At 61.0% G+C, this 17,440-nt stretch carries 11 protein-coding genes; 10 read left to right on the plus strand and 1 reads right to left on the minus strand.

Annotated features, from left to right (window positions below; all coding sequences use genetic code 11):
• The first annotated feature begins 159 nt into the window (after positions 1-159).
• From JH25_RS26410 to JH25_RS26365, 10 genes are all read left to right on the plus strand, one after another.
• A complete protein-coding gene (locus tag JH25_RS26410; RefSeq protein WP_032875251.1) occupies positions 160-1,524 on the plus strand; it encodes an APC family permease in 1,365 nt (454 codons plus the stop codon).
• Between the two features lie 9 nt (positions 1,525-1,533).
• The gene (locus JH25_RS26405; protein ID WP_032875253.1) at positions 1,534-2,640 is read left to right on the plus strand and encodes a DmpA family aminopeptidase; all 1,107 of its coding nucleotides are present in this window, start codon (positions 1,534-1,536) and stop codon (positions 2,638-2,640) included.
• A gap of 366 nt (positions 2,641-3,006) precedes the next feature.
• Positions 3,007-4,440, plus strand: a complete 1,434-nt coding sequence (locus JH25_RS26400; RefSeq protein ID WP_005788454.1) for a serralysin family metalloprotease — start codon at positions 3,007-3,009, stop codon at positions 4,438-4,440.
• A gap of 46 nt (positions 4,441-4,486) precedes the next feature.
• Complete coding sequence (locus JH25_RS26395; RefSeq protein WP_032875255.1) at positions 4,487-4,855, plus strand: AprI/Inh family metalloprotease inhibitor; 369 nt, start codon at positions 4,487-4,489, stop codon at positions 4,853-4,855.
• Positions 4,856-4,954: 99 nt separating this feature from the next.
• A complete protein-coding gene (locus JH25_RS26390) occupies positions 4,955-6,709 on the plus strand; it encodes a type I secretion system permease/ATPase (RefSeq protein WP_032875257.1) in 1,755 nt (584 codons plus the stop codon).
• Complete coding sequence (locus JH25_RS26385) at positions 6,706-8,019, plus strand: HlyD family type I secretion periplasmic adaptor subunit (RefSeq protein ID WP_005788451.1); 1,314 nt, start codon at positions 6,706-6,708, stop codon at positions 8,017-8,019. Before JH25_RS26390 ends, JH25_RS26385 begins: the two co-directional genes overlap by 4 nt.
• A 2-nt stretch (positions 8,020-8,021) precedes the next feature.
• Entirely contained in the window at positions 8,022-9,362 is a 1,341-nt protein-coding gene (locus JH25_RS26380; protein ID WP_005788450.1) for a TolC family outer membrane protein, read from the plus strand.
• Between the two features lie 45 nt (positions 9,363-9,407).
• Positions 9,408-12,365, plus strand: a complete 2,958-nt coding sequence (gene eprS, locus JH25_RS26375) for an autotransporter serine peptidase EprS (RefSeq protein ID WP_032875260.1) — start codon at positions 9,408-9,410, stop codon at positions 12,363-12,365.
• Positions 12,366-12,479: 114 nt separating this feature from the next.
• Positions 12,480-15,587, plus strand: coding sequence for an autotransporter outer membrane beta-barrel domain-containing protein (locus JH25_RS26370; protein WP_032875262.1), 3,108 nt, complete (start codon positions 12,480-12,482; stop codon positions 15,585-15,587).
• Between the two features lie 128 nt (positions 15,588-15,715).
• Positions 15,716-17,140, plus strand: a complete 1,425-nt coding sequence (locus JH25_RS26365; protein ID WP_032875263.1) for a polyurethane esterase — start codon at positions 15,716-15,718, stop codon at positions 17,138-17,140.
• A 71-nt stretch (positions 17,141-17,211) separates the two neighbouring features.
• Here the strand turns inward: JH25_RS26365 and JH25_RS26360 are convergent, their stop codons facing one another.
• A complete protein-coding gene (locus JH25_RS26360) occupies positions 17,212-17,436 on the minus strand; it encodes a YgdI/YgdR family lipoprotein (RefSeq protein WP_005788446.1) in 225 nt (74 codons plus the stop codon).
• Between the last annotated feature and the right edge of the window lie 4 nt (positions 17,437-17,440).

Here is a 17,440-nt window from a genome sequence, read left to right on the forward strand (position 1 = left end):
CTTTTAGCCGGTACCGTCAAGGGGAGTACGCCAATAGGGGAATTGGCCTACCGGCCCGCCAGCCGATAACGTCGCCACTATTCAACGGGAAGCATATCCCGCACACACATCATTTTTCGTTCCTGCCTCACACCAAAAACAACGACAGAGGATAACGATATGAGCGCTACCCCCACGCCCGATGGCGTGCTCAAGCCCACCTTGAGCGTCTTTGATGTAGTGGCTATCACCGTTTCTGCGGTGACGCCGGCCAGTTCCGTATTTGTGATCGCCCCGTTCGCCATTCAGCAAGCGGGCAGCGGTGTGTTCCTGGCGTTTGTGATGGCCGGGCTGCTGGCGTTGATGTTCGCCTTCTGTTACGCCGAACTCGGACGCGCCCATAACAGTGCCGGTGGCGAGTATGTGTATGCCAAGCGCGTGTTTGGTGGCATGGCCGGCTACGCCACGTTCCTGACAGTGCTGGTGATGTTGCTGTTTATCCCGCCGGTATTGGCGACTGGTGCGGCGACTTATCTGAATAATGCCTTGGGCACGAACTTCGACTCCCAAACTGTCGCCCTGGTGATCGTGGTGTGCAGCTACGCCCTGGGCATTCTCAATATCAAGCTCAATGCCTGGATTACCGGCACCTGCCTGCTGTTGGAAGTGGCAGCGTTGCTGGTGATTGTGGTGATCGGCTTCGGCAACCCGGTGCAGCCGGCCAGCGTATTGTTCCAGCCGCAGATCGTCGAAAACGGCGTGTTGCACCTCGCGCCCTGGGCCCTGGTGATCGGTGCCGTCGGTATTGGCCTGTTCTCATTCAATGGCTACGGCCCGGCAGTGTTGCTGGCCGAAGACATGAAATGCGGCGGCAAGGGGGTACACAAGGCGGTGCTGTGGTCCCTGGGGTTGGTGGTGGTGATCGAACTTGTGCCAATCACCGCACTCTTGATCGGCGCGCCGTCCCTGAGTGAGATGATCAGCAGCCCCGACCCCATTGGCTATCTATTGACCAGTCACGGTAATGAAACCCTGTCGCGGTTGGTCAGTGCCGGGATTTTCCTGTCGGTGTTCAACGCAATTGTGGCCATTGTCATCCAGATCGGCCGGGTGGTGTTCAGCAGCGGACGCGATGCACTGTGGACGCCGAGTATCAACAAGCTGTTCACGCGGATTCATCCGCGCTGGGATTCGCCGTGGCTGGCTACGTTGTTCCTGGCGATTCCTTCGGCGCTGTTGAGTTTCAGCTCGAACCTGGCGGATCTGACGTCGTTCAGCGTGTTGCTGATCATGCTGGTGTACCTGGTGGTGGCGCTGAGCGCGCTGATGAGCCGGGTGCTGCTGCGTGATCGCGAACATCCCTATCGCATGCCATTGTGGCCGTTGCCGGCCGTGCTGGCGGTGCTCGGCGCGGGGTATCTGTTAGTGATCTTGATCCTTGAGGCGTCGATGCGCGACATCATGGTCATTATCGGCTTGCTGGCGCTGTCGGTGATTTTGTATTGCATCAGTGGCCGGTCGAGTCCGGTCTTTCAGAAATTGTAAGGAGTGGGTATGCGCGCACGTCAATTGGGTATCACGCTGGGGCTGGGCACGCCTGGCGAATTGAATGCCATCACCGATGTTCCCGGGGTTCGCGTCGGCCACACCACGCTCAAGACGCGTATCGACGGCAAGCAGGTGCGTACCGGCGTGACGGTGGTCCAGCCGCGCGCCGGTGAGGCCCGGCATCAACCCTGTTTTGCCGGGTACCACGTGCTGAACGGCAATGGTGATGCCACCGGCCTTGAGTGGATCAACGAGGCCGGATTGTTGACCACGCCGATGGCCATCACCAACACCCACAGCGTCGGGATCGTGCGTGACACCTTGATCGCCCTGGAGCGCGAACGCCTGCAAGACCCCGCGGTGTACTGGTGCATGCCGGTGGTCATGGAAACCTATGACGGCCTGCTCAACGATATCTGGGGCCAGCATGTGCAACCTGAGCATGTGCGCCAGGCACTCGACCATGCCGAAACCGGCCCGGTGCAGGAAGGCGCCGTGGGCGGCGGCACCGGGATGATCTGCCATGAGTTCAAAGGCGGCATCGGCAGCGCATCCCGGCGCTTGTCGGCGGAGCAGGGCGGCTGGACCGTCGGCGTATTGGTGCAGGCCAACCATGGCAAGCGCCAGGAGCTGCGGGTCGATGGCTACCCGGTGGGCCGACATTTGATGGACATCACTTCGCCCTTTGCCGAGCAGGGCACGCCCGGCATGGGGTCCATCGTGGTGATTATCGCCACCGACGCGCCGTTGCTGCCCCATCAGTGCCAACGCCTGGCGCAGCGGGCGTCCATCGGTATCGCACGCACCGGTGGCGGCACCGAGGATTCCAGCGGTGACTTGTTTCTGGCCTTTGCCACCGGTAATCAGGATTTGCCGCAGGCGGACTACGGGCGCAAGGACCTGCCGCTGCGTACCGCGTTGCATATGGTCAATAACGATCATATTTCTCCACTGTTCAGCGCGGCGGCGGAGGCAGTGGAAGAAGCAATCATCAACGCGATGCTGGCAGGGGAAGACATGACCACACAGGCGGGTGTCCAGGTGCCTGGCCTGGCCGGCGAGACCCTCTTGGCAGCATTGCACAAGTGTGGCTGGAGTGTGCCCCGGCAATAGGGGACACTGCACTTTAATAGTGCAAGTAGTGGCTATTTAATGCCGCTAATGACACCGTGACAATATATTGGATCCATTACTCAAGTGCGCCGCTCAACTTAGAGCGGCTTTACTGCTATTTAATATTTAAATAATGCGGCGCTCGAATTCGGCGGGTAAAAGCAAGCGTTCCCAGTAAACACTGCGTGCGACTTCCTCAAGTTGTACCTGTGTCACATTTTTGCTGTGGAAATAGATGTAGACGAAAGATTTCAAGTTGTGTCAGTTTTCTTACGCCTTCAAAAGAGGTGAGTGATAGGACTATCCTCGCCCGCGAGGTTCCTATCGAACAAAGACTGATGCACTTGCAAACAAGGAAGTACGTTTATGTCAAAAGTAAAAGACAAAGCTATTGTATCTGCCGCGCAAGCCAGCACTGCTTACTCGCAAATCGATAGCTTCAGCCATTTGTATGACCGTGGCGGTAACCTCACAGTCAATGGCAAACCGTCCTACACCGTGGACCAGGCAGCGACCCAGCTGCTGCGGGATGGCGCCGCGTATCGGGACTTTGATGGCAACGGCAAGATCGATCTGACCTACACCTTCCTCACCTCGGCTACCCAGAGCACCATGAACAAACATGGCATCTCAGGGTTCAGCCAGTTCAACGCCCAGCAGAAAGCACAGGCCGCACTGGCCATGCAATCCTGGTCGGATGTCGCCAACGTAACCTTTACCGAAAAGGCTTCCGGCGGTGACGGTCACATGACCTTCGGCAACTACAGCAGCGGCCAGGACGGCGCCGCGGCCTTCGCTTACCTGCCCGGCACCGGTGCGGGCTACGATGGCACCTCGTGGTACCTGACCAACAACAGCTACACGCCGAACAAGACTCCGGACCTGAACAACTATGGTCGGCAGACCCTGACCCACGAAATCGGCCACACCCTGGGCCTGGCTCACCCTGGCGACTACAACGCCGGGAACGGCAACCCGACCTATAACGACGCGACCTATGGACAGGACACGCGTGGCTATAGCCTCATGAGTTACTGGAGCGAGAGCAACACCAACCAGAACTTCAGCAAAGGTGGCGTCGAGGCTTACGCTTCCGGCCCGCTGATCGACGACATCGCCGCGATCCAGAAGCTCTACGGTGCCAACCTCAACACCCGCGCCGGCGACACCACCTACGGGTTCAACTCCAACACCGGGCGTGATTTCCTCAGCGCCACATCCAACGCCGACAAGCTGGTGTTCTCGGTGTGGGACGGTGGCGGCAACGACACCCTGGACTTCTCTGGCTTCACTCAAAACCAGAAGATCAACCTCACTGCCACCTCGTTCTCCGATGTTGGCGGCCTGGTCGGCAACGTGTCGATCGCCAAGGGCGTCACCATCGAGAACGCATTCGGCGGTTCGGGCAACGACCTGATCATTGGTAACCAAGTCGCCAACACCATCAAGGGCGGGGCCGGCAACGACCTCATCTACGGCGGCGGCGGTGCGGACCAACTGTGGGGCGGGGCCGGCAGCGATACCTTCGTGTACGGTGCCAGTTCCGATTCTAAGCCAGGGGCTGCGGACAAGATCTTTGACTTCACCTCCGGTTCCGACAAGATCGATCTGTCGGGCATCACCAAGGGTGCGGGCTTGAGCTTCGTCAATGCGTTCACCGGCCATGCCGGCGATGCTGTGCTGAGCTATGCCTCGGGTACTAACCTGGGCACCTTGGCCGTGGACTTCTCCGGGCACGGCGTGGCGGATTTCCTCGTCACCACCGTTGGCCAGGCAGCCGTCAGCGACATCGTGGCCTGATGCACGGCGCGGCGCCTCGGCGCCGCGCTCCAGGATGGAGCTTTATATGCCACGTTTTTCTCATTTGATCGCCTGTGCTTCGCAGGTGTTGTTCGTTTTGGCAGGAGCCCACGCAATGGCTAGCAGTCTTGTATTACCGACCTCCGCCCAGTTGGCCGGGCATTGGCAATTGAAGCAGCAGGACCAGGTATGCGCGCTGGATTTATTGGAACAGGCCAATGCCCTGGGAGGCGATATCGCTTGTGTGGAGCAATGGCTGGGCGACAAGCCACAGACGTGGTCGCCAACGCCGGACGGCATTTGGCTGTTTAACGCCGAAGGCTCAGGGATCACGCATTTGAATCGCCAGAAAGAAGGCGAATATCAAGCCCGCACTAAAACCGGGCAAGTTGTCGAGCTGAAACGAATGCCTTAGTTAAAAGTTATAAGCATATAACTCGATTTAGTAGTTGGCCATGCGCTTCATCGGCAGGGCGACTATTACGTGCAGTGCGCTCCAGGAAGATAAAACAATATGGCGAAGTCCCAAGGGGTTGCGCCCTTATTCAGGGCGCTGGGTGAATACAAGAGTATTTTGATCAGCGTTGGCTGTTTCACGGCATTGATTAACCTGCTGATGCTGGTGCCGTCGATTTACATGTTGCAAGTGTATGACCGTGTGTTGTCCTCCCAGAATGAAACCACCCTGGTGATGTTGACGCTGATGGTCGTGGGCTTCTTTGCGTTTATTGGCCTGCTTGAGGTTATCCGCAGCTTTATCGTGATTCGCATTGGCAGCCAGTTGGAGCGGCGTTTCAATCTGCGCGTGTACAAGGCCGCATTCGAACGCAACCTGCAACGCGGCCAGGGTCATGCCGGGCAATCCCTGGGCGACCTGACCGCGCTGCGTCAATTCATCACCGGGCCTGCGTTGTTCGCGTTCTTTGATGCGCCATGGTTCCCGATCTACCTATTCGTGATTTTCCTCTTCAACGTGTGGCTCGGCGTGCTGGCCACGGCTGGCGCGGTATTGCTGATTGCCCTGGCTTGCCTGAATGAATACCTGACCAAAAAACCATTGGGCGAGGCGGGTGTGTTTTCCCAGCAGTCGACCCAGTTGGCCACCAGCCACCTGCACAACGCCGAGACGATCCAGGCGATGGGTATGCTCGGTGCGTTGCGCAAACGCTGGTTCGACGTGCATTCGCAGTTTTTGGGCTTCCAGAACACCGCCAGCGATACCGGGTCGGTCATTACCTCTCTGAGCAAATCCCTGCGCCTGTGCCTGCAATCTTTGGTATTGGGGCTGGGCGCCTACCTGGTGATCAAGGGCCAGATGACCGCCGGGATGATGATCGCAGGCTCCATCCTGATGGGCCGCGTACTCAGCCCCATCGACCAGCTGATCGCGGTGTGGAAGCAATGGAGTTCGGCCAAGCTGGCTTACCAGCGCCTTGATGGGCTGCTGCGTGAATTCCCGCCAGAGGGCGAGCAAATGGCCTTGCCGGCGCCCAAGGGCCAGGTCAGTTTCGAACAGGTCAGTGCTGGCCCACCGGGGCGGCACATGGCGACCTTGCATCAAGTCAGCTTCAACCTGGCGGCCGGTGAAGTGCTGGGTGTGCTGGGCGCGTCGGGCTCCGGCAAGTCCACCCTGGCCCGCGTGCTGGTGGGCGTGTGGCCGACCCTGGCCGGCACCGTGCGGCTGGACGGCGCGGACATTCACCGTTGGGACCGCGACGACCTCGGCCCGCACATCGGCTATTTGCCCCAGGACATCGAGCTGTTCAGCGGCAGCATCGCCGACAACATCGCACGCTTTCGCGAGGCCGACCCGGAGCTGGTGGTCCAGGCCGCGCAACAGGCCGGTGTGCATGAGCTGATCCTGCGCCTGCCCCAAGGCTACGACACGGTGCTGGGCGATAACGGCGGCGGCCTGTCCGGTGGCCAGAAACAACGCGTGGCCCTGGCCCGCGCCCTGTACGGCGGGCCGCGCCTGATTGTGCTGGATGAGCCCAACTCCAACCTTGATACGGTCGGCGAAGCGGCGTTGGCCAGCGCCATCGTGCAGATGAAAGCCCAAGGCAGCAGCGTCGTGCTGGTGACGCATCGCTCCTCGGCATTGGCCCATGCCGACAAATTGCTGGTGCTTGGCGACGGCCATCTGCAAGCGTTCGGGCCCAGCCAGGAAGTGCTGCGGGCGTTGTCCGGGCAACAGCAGGAAGCGCCGAAAGAGAAAACCGGTGTCAGTTTCAGTCGTCAGTACCCGGCCGCAAGGAACCCAGGCGCATGAGCAGTATTACGGTAGAACCTCGTTTCAAAGAGCGCGATGCCCGCTTCTTCGTGCGTATGGGCTGGCTGATGACGGTCGTCGGTGCCGGTGGTTTTTTCCTTTGGGCCAGCCTGGCACCGTTGGATCAGGGCATCCCGGTGCAAGGCACCGTGGTGGTGTCGGGCAAGCGCAAGGCCGTGCAAACCTTCAGCCCCGGTGTGGTCAGCCGCATCCTGGTCAAGGAGGGCGAACTGGTCAAGCAGGGCCAGCCGCTGTTTCGTCTCGACCAGACCCAGAACCAGGCCGACGTACAATCCCTGCAAGCGCAGTACCGCATGGCCTGGGCCAGTGTGGCGCGTTGGCAGAGCGAGCGCGACAATCTGCCGAGCATTACCTTTCCCACCGAGCTGAGCGCCAACCCTGATCCAGCCCTGGCGTTGGTGCTGGAAGGCCAGCGCCAGCTGTTCAGCAGCCGCCGCGACGCCTTCGCCCGTGAACAAGCCGGGATTCGCGCCAGCATCGAAGGCGCTACCTCACAGTTGAGCGGTATGCGCCGTGCCCGCAGTGACTTGACCGCCCAGGCCCAATCCCTGCGCGCGCAACTGAGCAATCTGCAACCCTTGGCCGACAACGGCTACATCCCGCGCAACCGGCTGATGGACTACCAGCGCCAGTTGTCTCAGGTGCAGCAGGACCTGGCGCAAAACGCCGGTGAAAGCGGCCGGATAGAGCAGGGCATTGTCGAGTCGCGGCTCAAATTGCAGCAGCACAGCGAGGAGTATCAAAAAGAGGTGCGCAGCCAATTGGCCGACGCGCAATTGCGCAGCCTGACCCTGGAGCAGCAACTCACGTCTGCGGGGTTCAACCTGCAACACAGCGAAATCAACGCGCCGGCCGATGGCATCGCCGTCAACCTCAGCGTGCACACCGAAGGCGCCGTGGTGCGCGCCGGGGAAACTCTGTTGGAAATCGTGCCCCAGGGCACGCGCCTGGAAGTGGAAGGGCATCTACCGGTGCATCTGGTGGACAAGGTCGGCACGCACTTGCCCGTCGATATCCTCTTCACCGCCTTCAACCAGAGCCGCACGCCACGGGTGCCGGGCGAAGTCAGCCTGATTTCCGCCGACCAGATGCTCGATGAAAAAACCGGCGCGCCGTATTACGTGCTGCGCACCAGCGTCAGCGACGCGGCGATGGAAAAACTCCACGGTTTGGTGATCAAGCCCGGTATGCCTGCCGAGATGTTCGTGCGTACCGGCGAGCGGTCATTGCTCAATTACCTGTTCAAGCCGCTGCTGGATCGCGCCGGCTCCGCGTTGACTGAGGAATGAGCATGAAGCCAGTGTTCATTTCGCTATTGCTGGTGTGTGGCAGTGCCCAGGCCGCCATGGGCCCGTTCGATGTTTATGAGCAGGCGCTGCGCAACGATCCGGTGTTCCTCGGCGCGATCAAGGAGCGCGACGCCGGCCTGGAAAACCGCACCATCGGCCGCGCCGGGCTGCTGCCGAGGCTGTCCTACAACTACAACAAGGGCCGCAACAACTCCGAGGCGCATCTGCCCGACGGGCGCGGCGGCAGCTATAGAGACGACCGCAACTACAACAGCTACGGCTCCACCTTCAGCCTGCAACAACCGTTGTTCGATTACGAAGCCTATGCCAACTACCGCAAGGGCGTGGCCCAGGCGCTGTTTGCCGATGAAAGCTTTCGCGACAAGAGCCAGGCGCTGCTGGTGCGGGTGTTGAGCTATTACACCCAGGCGCTGTTTGCCCAGGATCAGATCGACATCGCCCGGGCAAAGAAAAAGGCCTTCGAGCAGCAATTCCAGCAGAACGAGCACTTGTTCAAGGCAGGTGAGGGCACGCGCACCGACATCCTTGAAGCCGAGTCGCGCTACGAGCTGGCCACTGCCGAAGAGATCCAGGCCCTGGATGAGCAGGATGCGTCACTCAGGGAGCTGGGCGCGTTGATCGGCGTGCAAAGCGTCAACATCAACGACCTGGCGCCGCTGAACCAGAGCTTTGCCGCGTTCACCCTGACCCCGGCCAATTACGACACCTGGCATGAGCTGGCGCTCACCAACAACCCGGTGCTGGCTTCACAGCGTCAGTCGCTGGAAGTGGCGCGCTATGAAGTGGAACGCAATCGTGCCGGGCATTTGCCGCGAATCACCGCGTATGCCACGTCGCGCAAACAGGAGTCCGACAGCGGCAACACCTACAACCAGCGCTACGACACCAACACTATTGGCGTCGAAGTGAGCATGCCGCTGTATGCCGGTGGCGGCATTTCGGCCTCCACCCGCCAGGCCAGCCGCGCAATGGAGCAGGCCGAGTACGAGCTGGAAGGCAAGACCCGCGAAACCCTGATCGAGCTGCGCCGCCAGTTCAGTGCATGTCTGTCGGGCGTGAGCAAGCTGCGTGCCTACCAGAAGGCATTGGTATCCGCCGAGGCGCTGGTGGTGTCGACCAAGCAGAGCATCCTTGGTGGCGAGCGGGTCAACCTTGATGCGCTGAATGCCGAGCAGCAGCTCTACAGCACTCGCCGCGACCTGGCCCAGGCGCGGTACGACTACCTGATGGCCTGGACCAAATTGCACTACTACGCGGGCAACTTGCGCGACACCGACCTGGCCAAGGTAGACGAGGCCTTCGGCCCGGATAAAAACCTGTAGGAGTTCGCTCCTATAAGGGGAATAACAATAATCAGGAGTGTGCAGATGATCACTGATTCACCGCGTTTCAAACCCTTCACCGCAGGTTCATTGCTGTTGTTGTCCGTTGCGGCACAGGCGCAATACACCGAGACCGGCCAAGCGGGTAACCCGGCCAGTTGGCGTTCGGCCGAATACCAAAGCGATTGGGGCCTGGGCCGTATGAAGGCCGATGAAGCCTACGCCGCCGGGATCAGTGGCCAAGGCGTGAAAATCGGCGCGCTGGACTCGGGCTTCGATGCCAATCACCCCGAAGCCTCCAAAGACCGCTTTCATGCGGTGACCGCCACCGGCACCTATGTCGACGGCAGCGCGTTCAGCACCACGGGCGCGCTCAACCCCAACAACGATTCCCACGGTACTCATGTCACCGGCACCATGGGCGCCGCCCGCGACGGCGTGGGCATGCACGGCGTGGCGTACAACGCGCAAGTCTATGTGGGCAACACCAACGCCAACGACAGCTTCCTGTTCGGCCCGACGCCAGACCCCAAGTACTTCAAGACGGTATACACCGCGATGGTGGATTCCGGCGTGCGCGCCATCAACAACAGTTGGGGCAGCCAGCCCAAGGATGTCAGCTACCAGACCCTCGGTGACCTGCACGCCGCCTATGCCCAGCACTACAACCGTGGCACCTGGCTGGACGCCGCGGCGGATGTGGCCAAGGCCGGGGTGATCAACGTGTTCAGCGCCGGCAACAGCGGCTATGCCAATGCCAGCGTGCGCTCGGCCTTGCCGTATTTTCAGCCGGAACTGGAAGGCCACTGGCTGGCAGTGTCGGGGCTGGATAAGGCTAATAACCAGAAATACAACAAGTGCGGTATCGCCAAATACTGGTGCATTTCCACGCCCGGCGCGCTGATCAACAGCACTATTCCCGACGGTGGTTATGGGGTCAAATCCGGCACCTCGATGTCGGCACCCCATGCCACCGGGGCGTTGGCGCTGGTGATGGAGCGCTATCCCTATATGACCAACGAGCAAGCGTTGCAGGTGTTGCTGACCACTGCCACGCAGCTTGACGGTTCGATCACCCAGGCGCCCAACGCAATCGTCGGTTGGGGCGTGCCGGACCTCGGCAGGGCGATGCACGGCCCGGGTCAACTGCTGGGAGCCATGGATGTGAACCTGGCAGCCGGGCAGGGTGATGTGTGGAGCAACGGTATCTCCGACCAGGCCTTGCTTGCGCGCCAGGCCGAGGACCGCGCCGAGCACAGCGCCTGGCAGCAAACCCTGATCGACAAGGGCTGGCAGAACGGCGTGAGCGCCACCGCCAGCCAGCAGGACCAGACCGACTACGCCATCGGCAACGCCCGCGACCAGGCAGCGGCGAACCGTGTGTATGAAGGCAGCCTGATCAAATCTGGCGCCGGCAGCCTGGTCCTCAGCGGTGACAGCACCTATCGGGGCGCCACTATCGTCAATGGCGGCCTGCTCGCGGTGAACGGTTCGCTGACCTCGGCAGTCACCGTGAATGACAGCGGCACCCTTGGCGGTTCCGGGCGTATCGCCGCGTTGTCGGTAAACAACGGCGGCCGCGTGGCACCGGGCAATTCCGTGGGCACCTTGCAGGTAGCGGGAGATGTGAACCTCGGCGCGGGCTCGACCTATGCAGTGGAACTGACGCCCACCAGCAGCGACCGTATTGTCGCGGGCGGCAAGGCGGTCCTGGGCGGCGGCACCGTCACCTTGGCGCTGGAAAACAGCCCCACGTTACTCAGTCAAAGTCAGGTCCAAAGCCTGATTGGCCGGCAATACTCGATCCTTGAGGCCGCGGGCGGCATCCAGGGCCAGTTTGGCCAAGTGCTACCCAACTACCTGTTCCTCGGTGGCACCCTCGACTATGCCGCCAACGCTGTGCAACTGAACGTGGGGCGCAACGACGCGAGTTTTGCCAGCGTCGCCGCCACCCGTAACCAGCGCAACGTGGCGGCGGCTGCCGAGCAATTGGGCGCTAGCAACCCGGTGTATGAAAGCCTGTTGCAGTCGCAGTCAGTCGCCACCGCCCAGCAGGGTTTGCAGCAACTGTCCGGTGAAATCTACCCCGCCGTCGGCGCGATGCTGATCAACGACAGCCTGCAACTGCGCAATGCCGTGGGCGAGCGCCTGCGCCACGTACCAGTGAGCGGCGAAAGCAACCTGTGGTTCAAGGCGCTCGGTGCCTGGGGCAAGAGTGACAGCCGCAGCGAAACGGCCGGTTCGACCACCTCCATCGGCGGCCTGCTGGCGGGCGTGGATGGCGCACTGGATGAGCAGACCCGCGTGGGTGTGGTCGCCGGTTACAGCGACAGCTCCTTGAATATGGGCAGCGGCACGCACTCATCGGCATCCATCGACAGCTACCACTTCGGCGCGTATGCCGGGCGCGAGCTGGGCGACTGGCGCTTGAGTGTCGGCGGTGCCTACAGCTGGCATCGCGGGGATGTGAAGCGCGACCTGCAATGGGGTGATGTCAGCGGCAAGCAAAAAACCAAGCTGGATGCGACCACAGCGCAAGTCTTCACCGAAGCAGCGTACCGCATCCGCCTGCAAGCGGTGGCCTTGGAACCGTTCGCCAACCTGGCCTATGTGCACCTGAACAGCGAGTCGTTCCACGAAAAAGGCGATGCCGCCGCCCTGGAACGCGGCAGTGACCGCCGCGATGCGGTGCTCAGCACCCTTGGCGTACGGGCATTGAAAACCCTGGCCCTCAATGACCACCAGCAACTGGAACTCTCCGGTTCGTTGGGCTGGCAACACAGCCTCACCGCCGTGGAATCCGAAGAGCACTTGGAGTTTGTCGCAGGCGGGCCTTCATTCGCCGTGCGCAGTGCGCCGTTGCTGCGTGACGCTGCTTTGGTGGGGCTGCAAGCCAGCCTGGCGCTGAATGCCGCGACGCGGGTCAACCTGGATTACAACGGCCAGTTGGGTGGCCGCGCGAAAACCCAGGGTGTGGGTTTGAGCCTGAACTGGCAGTTCTGAAGACACCGCGAACAAAAAATGTGGGAGCAGGCAAGCCAGCGCCCACATTGAATCGGCGGTGTTCTGGAGAAAGTGATTTACACACGTGCAATAAGAAAACTAAGGAAGGTCACCGTGAAAAAACGCAAGTCAGGGTTAACTACCGCCATCCACACCGGCCCGGGCTACCCGCTCAAGGCGCTGAGCTGCGTGCCATACGGCGCGTTGCTGTGTTGCCTGGCAAGCCTGGGAACCGCTCAGGCTGCACCCTATGTGGAAACCGGCAAGCTGGGTGATGCCGCCAGTTGGCGCAGCAACGAGTTCAAGGCCGACTGGGGCTTGGGCGCCGTGCATGCCGACACCGCGTATGCCGCCGGCTACACCGGCAAGGGCGTCAAGCTGGGGATCTTTGACCAGCCGGTGTATGCCCAGCACCCGGAATTCGCCAGCCCCGACAAGGTGGTGACGATTGTCACCGAGGGCATTCGCCAATATACCGACCCGTATATCCCGGTGAAGGCCGGTGATGCGTTCCGCTACGACGGCACGCCGTCCAAGGACTCCAACGGCAAGCTGGGTAACCACGGCACCCACGTCGGCGGCATTGCTGCGGGTAACCGCGATGGCGGGCCGATGCATGGCGTGGCGTTCAATGCGCAAATCCTCACCGCCGAAAACGGTGACCCGGGCCCGGAAGACGGGATTATCCTCGGCAACGATGGCGCGGTTTACAAGGCCGGCTGGGACGGGTTGGTTGCCAGCGGCGCACGCATCATCAACAACAGCTGGGGTATCGGCATCGGTGACCAGTACGCCAAGGGCGGCCGCGATCCGGCGTTCCCCAATTTCACCGTGAATGAAGCCCAGGCGCAGTTCAATACGATCCGGCCGATCCTCGGCACGATCGCAGGTGGTGCTTATCAAGGCGCCATCGACGCGGCCCGCAGTGGTGTGCTGACCATCTTTGCCGCCGGTAACGACTACAACCGCAACAACCCGGACGCGATTTCCGGCCTGGCGTATTTTGTGCCGGAGATTGCGCCGAACTGGCTGTCGGTGGCGGCATTGCAGCAGAACCCGGACACCGCCAGCCCTGATCCGTATGTGATCAGCACCTTCTCTTCACGTTGCGGCTATGCGGCGAGTTTTTGCGTGTCGGCACCCGGTACCAAGATCTACAGCTCGATCATCAACGGCACCGACCTGAACAACCTGACCACCGACTGGGCCAACAAAAACGGCACCTCCATGGCCGCCCCCCATGTGGCGGGTGCAGCAGCGGTGCTGATGGAGCGCTTCGAGTACATGAGCGGCGACCAGATCTCCACGGTGCTCAAGACCACGGCCACTGACCTCGGCGCGCCGGGTATCGACTCGCTGTATGGCTGGGGCATGATCAACCTGGGCAAGGCGGTCAACGGCCCGGGGATGTTTATCACCGCCGAGGACATTCCTGCCGAGTTCCGCATTGAGGGCGCCTATGGCAGCGGCCAGTTCGTCGCGGACCTGCCGGGCGTCGGTGCGGTGGTGGACGCGGGCAAACCGACCCAGCGCATTTGCAACGACGTGCACTGCGGGCTGGATGTGTGGAGCAACAACATTTCAGGCCATGGCGGCTTGACCAAGCAGGGCATCGGCACCCTGGTGCTGGCCGGCGCCAACACCTACAGCGGCCCGACCCTGGTCAACCAGGGCTTGCTGGCGGTCAACGGTTCGGTCACCTCCGATGTCATCGTCAGCCAGACCGGCGTAATCGGTGGCTCGGGGCGTATCGGCTCGCTGACGGCAAATAGCGGCGGCGCCGTGGCGCCGGGCAATTCCATTGGCACCCTGAACGTGGCAGGTAATGTCACCTTCAACCCGGGCTCGACCTACGCTGTGGAATTATCGCCTACCAGCAGCGACCGTATCGTCGCCGGGGGTACCGCCACGCTCAATGGCGGCACCGTAACCCTGGCCCTGGAAAACAGCCCGACACTGTTGAGTGCAACCCAGGCCCAAAGCCTGATCGGCCGTCAGTACAACATCCTGCAAGCGGCGGGCGGTGTCACCGGCAGTTTTGGTGCTGTACTGCCCAACTATCTGTTTGTCGGCGGCACCTTGAATTACGCGGCCAACGGTGTGCAGTTGGACGTGACACGCACCAACAGCTTCGCCAGTGTTGCTGCTACACCGAACCAACGCGCCGTGGCCGCAGCCGCTGAGCAATTGGGTGCGGGCAATGGCGTGTATGAAAGCTTGCTGTTGGCACCGACGGCCGCTTCGGCCCAGGGCGCGTTCCAGCAACTGAGCGGTGAAGTCTATCCGGCGCTGCAAACTGCATTGGTCAATGACAGCCGTTATGTACGCGAAGCAGTGGGCGAGCGCCTGCGCAATGGCGAGATGGGCGCAACCAGCCAAGCCATCGACAGCCGTGGCAACGTATGGGTCAAGGCCCTGGGCGCCTGGGGCAAGACCGACAGCCGCAGCGACACCGCTGGCTATAACACCTCCATCGGCGGGATGCTTGCCGGGGTGGACGGTGCCCTCGACGACGCCACGCGCATTGGTCTGGTCGCGGGTTACAGCGATACCTCGCTGAACATGGGCAGCGACACCCATAGCCGCGCCTCGGTCGACAGCTACCACTTCGGTGCTTATGCCGGGCATGAAATCGGCGCCTGGCGCCTGAGCGGTGGGGCGACCTACAGCTGGCACCGCGCCGATGTGAAGCGCGATCTGCAATACGGCGATGTCGCCGGCAAGCAAAAGGCCAAGGTCGATGCGCACAGCACCCAGGTGTTCACCGAAGCGGCGTATCGCATCAACCTGCAACCGCTGGCCCTGGAGCCGTTCGCCAACCTGGCCTATGTGCACCTGGACACGGACAGCTTCAAAGAGAAGGGCGATGCCGCTGCGCTGAAAAGTGGCGACGACAGCCGCGACCTGGTGTTGAGCACCTTGGGTGTGCGCGCCTTGAAGACCTTCAACGTCAACGACCACCAGCAATTGGAAGTCTCCGGCACTCTGGGCTGGCAGCACAACCTGAGCAGCACCGATTCCGAGCAACACCTGGCGTTTGCCTCGGGTGGCCCGTCGTTCGCGGTCGAAAGTGCGCCGATGGTGCGGGATGCCGCACTGGTTGGGGCACGGGTCAGCCTGGCGTTGAGCAAGGATGCGCGGGTGAACTTTGACTACAACGGCCTGCTGGCCAGCAAAGATAAGGTGCACGGCGTCGGCTTGAGCCTGGACTGGGCGTTCTAAAGGTCAGGTGTAGTTGGTTGTGGCGAGGGAGCAAGCTCCCTCGCCACAGAAGCTCGCTCCTACAGTAGGTAACGGATAACAGGTGTTTTGGCTTTCTCTACAAATCCAACAACAGAGAGGCACTACCAATGGGTATCTTTGACTATAAAAACCTCGGCACCGAGGGTTCCAAAACGTTGTTCGCCGATGCGATGGCGATCACGATGTATTCCTACCACAACCTGGATAACGGCTTTGCCGTGGGTTACCAGAACAACGGCTTGGGCCTTGGCCTGCCGGCCACGCTGGTGAGCGCGCTGATTGGCAGCGGCAACGCCCAAGGCGTGATTCCCGGGATCCCGTGGAACCCGGATTCAGAAAAAGCCGCCCTCGACGCAGTGCAACAGGCCGGTTGGACCCCCATCAGCGCCAACACCCTGGGCTATACCGGCAAGGTCGATGCCCGTGGCACCTTCTTTGGCGAAAAGGCTGCCTACGGTACCGCCCAAGTGGAAGTACTGGGCAAATACGATGACGCCGGCAAACTGCTGGAAATCGGCATCGGCTTTCGTGGCACCTCGGGGCCACGGGAAAGCCTGATCACCGATTCCATCGGGGATGTGATCAGTGACCTGCTTGCTGCATTCGGTCCCAAGGACTATGCAAAAAATTACGCTGGCGAGGCGTTTGGCAACTTGCTCGGCAACGTCGCTGACTATGCCAGCGCCCAGGGCCTGAGCGGCAAGGATGTGGTGGTCAGCGGCCACAGCCTGGGCGGCCTTGCGGTCAACAGCATGGCGGATCTGAGCGGGAGCAAGTGGTCAGGGTTCTACACCGATTCCAATTACGTAGCCTATGCGTCGCCCACCCAAAGCGCCGGCGACAAGGTGCTTAACGTCGGCTACGAAAACGACCCGGTATTCCGGGCGCTGGACGGTTCCTCATTCAACCTGTCGTCCCTGGGCGTACACGACAAACCCCACGAATCGAGCACCGACAATATTGTCAGCTTCAACGACCACTACGCTTCCGCACTGTGGAACGTGCTGCCGTTTTCCATCCTCAACCTGCCGACCTGGGTCTCGCACTTGCCCACCGGTTATGGCGACGGCATGACGCGCATTCTTGAGTCCGGCTTCTACGAGCAGATGACCCGTGACTCTACGGTGATCGTCGCCAACCTCTCCGACCCGGCACGGGCCAACACCTGGGTGCAGGACTTGAACCGCAATGCCGAGGCGCACAAGGGCAATACCTTTATCATCGGCAGCGACGGCGACGACCTGATCAAGGGCGGCAGGGGGGCGGACTTTATCGAAGGCGGCAAGGGTAATGACACGATCCGCGACAGCAGCGGGCATAACACGTTTTTGTTCAGTGGGCAGTTTGGTAATGATCGAGTGATTGGCTATCAGTCGACAGACAAGCTGGTGTTCAACGATGTGCAGGGCAGTACCGATTATCGCGATCACACCAAGGTGGTTGGCGGGGATACGGTGATCAGTTTTGGCGCCGATTCGGTGACGTTGGTGGGCGTGAGCAGTCTGTCGGGGGAGGGGATTGTTATCGCTTAAGTTGGAATGCGGTTGAAAACTGTGGGAGGGGGCCTGCCCCCTCCCACATTTGATCGGTGTTGATTCGAAGATTAGTTTTCCTTGCGCACCGTGGCTACATCATCGGCCTTGATGCGAATGCGCTTGCCGGCGATATCGGTAAATTCATAGAAGCCGTCGGCTGTCTTGGCGTTGGGCGTGTCCTTGGTCAAATACTGCGTGCCATTTTGCAATGTCACTACCGTTTGCGTGGAGCAACCGGCCAATACCAGAAAAGTGAGTGCAACCAGCGGCAGACCCAAATTCTTCATGTTCATAACC

The sequence above is a fragment of the Pseudomonas sp. BRG-100 genome (genome assembly GCF_000737955.1).
Lineage (GTDB): Bacteria > Pseudomonadota > Gammaproteobacteria > Pseudomonadales > Pseudomonadaceae > Aquipseudomonas > Aquipseudomonas synxantha_A.

Excerpts from the sequence above, each read along its gene's own strand:
- JH25_RS26405 (WP_032875253.1), top strand. The coding sequence starts at position 1,534 with ATGCGCGCACGTCAATTGGGTATCACGCTGGGGCTGGGCACGCCTGGC.
- JH25_RS26365 (WP_032875263.1), top strand. The coding sequence starts at position 15,716 with ATGGGTATCTTTGACTATAAAAACCTCGGCACCGAGGGTTCCAAAACG.
- JH25_RS26385 (WP_005788451.1), top strand. The coding sequence starts at position 6,706 with ATGAGCAGTATTACGGTAGAACCTCGTTTCAAAGAGCGCGATGCCCGC.
- JH25_RS26360 (WP_005788446.1), bottom strand. The coding sequence starts at position 17,436 with ATGAACATGAAGAATTTGGGTCTGCCGCTGGTTGCACTCACTTTTCTG.
- JH25_RS26380 (WP_005788450.1), top strand. The coding sequence starts at position 8,022 with ATGAAGCCAGTGTTCATTTCGCTATTGCTGGTGTGTGGCAGTGCCCAG.
- JH25_RS26410 (WP_032875251.1), top strand. The coding sequence starts at position 160 with ATGAGCGCTACCCCCACGCCCGATGGCGTGCTCAAGCCCACCTTGAGC.
- JH25_RS26400 (WP_005788454.1), top strand. The coding sequence starts at position 3,007 with ATGTCAAAAGTAAAAGACAAAGCTATTGTATCTGCCGCGCAAGCCAGC.
- JH25_RS26395 (WP_032875255.1), top strand. The coding sequence starts at position 4,487 with ATGCCACGTTTTTCTCATTTGATCGCCTGTGCTTCGCAGGTGTTGTTC.
- eprS (WP_032875260.1), top strand. The coding sequence starts at position 9,408 with ATGATCACTGATTCACCGCGTTTCAAACCCTTCACCGCAGGTTCATTG.
- JH25_RS26390 (WP_032875257.1), top strand. The coding sequence starts at position 4,955 with ATGGCGAAGTCCCAAGGGGTTGCGCCCTTATTCAGGGCGCTGGGTGAA.